Genomic DNA, 1514 nt, shown 5'->3' on the forward strand with positions numbered 1-1514 from the left:
CCCTCTCTGACAGTCTCGACTGAGACGCCCGGAATGTCGGGTTAGTCTGGATGGGCGAGACAGGAGATCCCTTCAGCATGGCCAGCACCACCAATCCCGACCCGGCGCCGAAGCCGAAGCGGCGGACGTTCTCGCCGGAGTACAAACTGCGGATCGTCGCCGAGTACGACGCCGCGCCCACCGGCGAGAAGGGCGCGATCCTGCGCCGCGAGCGGCTGTACCACTCACACATCATCGAGTGGCGCCAGGCCCGCGACGCCGGGGCGACGGTCACGCTGACCGACAAGCGGACCTCGCCCGCCCGCCCGAAGAAGGCCGCCGAACAGGCCGAGCTGGAACGGCTGCGCAAGAAGGTCGCCCGCCTGGAGCAGGACGTCGCCAAGCGCGACGCAGCCCTGGCTGTTCTGGGAAAAGCACATGCGCTCTTGGAGATGCTCTCCGAGAGCGCGGACTGAACCGCGCCCTCGCGCCGGTCCTGGACGAGGCGTTCGCGGGCCTGGAACCCGAACTCGGCACCACCTCGGCATGCCGCCTGATCGGACGCTCGCGGGCTACCCACTACCGCAGGCTGAAACCGTCCCGGGCCGCCGAGCGCAAGCCACGACCGTCCCCGCCCTCCGCGCTGAGCCCGTCCGAACGGGCGGCGGTGCTGGACCTGCTGAACCGGCCCGAGTACGTCGACCTGCCGCCCGCCCAGGTCTGGGCGCGGGAGCTGGACGCCGGCACCTACTGGTGCTCCGAGCGCACCATGTACCGCATCCTCAACGCCGCCGGGCAATCCGGAGAACGCCGCAGGCAGGCCACCCATCCCGCCAAGACCGTGCCCCAGCTGCTGGCCACTGCCCCCTGCCAGGTCCTGACCTGGGACATCACCAAGCTTCGCGGCCCCAACAAGGGCGAGTGGTACCACCTTTACGCGATCATCGACATCTACAGCCGCTACATCTGCGGCTGGACCGTCGAGGCCGCCGAGGACTCCCACCGCGCCGAGGAGCTGATCCGCGAGACCATCGAACGCAACGGCATCGTGCCGGAGACCGTGCACGCCGACCGGGGCACCTCGATGACCTCCAAGGCCGTCTCCCAGCTGCTGATCGACCTCGGTGTGACCCGAAGCCACTCCCGGCCGAAGGTCTCCAACGACAACCCGTACAGCGAAAGCCAGTTCAAGACCATCAAGTACTCCACCGACTTCCCGGAATACTTCAACTCCCTTACCCACGCCCGCGAATGGTGCGAGGGCTTCTTCACTTACTACAACCACGAACACCGGCACTCGGGCATCGGCCTGCACACCCCCGCCTCCGTGCACTTCGGCACCGCCGATCTGGTCCGCGAGCAGCGAGCCGTCACCCTCACCGAGGCCTACGCACGCCACCCCGAACGCTTCGCCCGACGCCCGAAGCCGCCCGAGATACCCCAGAAGGTCTGGATCAACCAGCCCAAGCCGGAGACAGTGCCCGCACAACAGTCCATATAGTGTCAAACCGTCTCATTTGACTTGACAACTTCCG

At 67.3% G+C, this 1514-nt stretch carries 2 protein-coding genes; both read left to right on the top strand.

Annotated elements, in window-relative coordinates:
* Positions 1-77 precede the first annotated feature (77 nt).
* Positions 78-455, top strand: a complete 378-nt coding sequence (locus ACH4E7_RS45590; protein WP_072655939.1) for a transposase — start codon at positions 78-80, stop codon at positions 453-455.
* Positions 456-496: 41 nt separating this feature from the next.
* Positions 497-1480 carry an IS3 family transposase gene (locus ACH4E7_RS45595; RefSeq protein ID WP_072656465.1) on the top strand — a complete coding sequence of 328 codons (984 nt, stop codon included), beginning with the start codon at positions 497-499 and terminating at the stop codon, positions 1478-1480.
* The last annotated feature ends 34 nt before the right edge of the window (positions 1481-1514 follow it).

Source organism: Kitasatospora sp. NPDC018058 (assembly GCF_044327205.1).
GTDB lineage: Bacteria > Actinomycetota > Actinomycetes > Streptomycetales > Streptomycetaceae > Kitasatospora.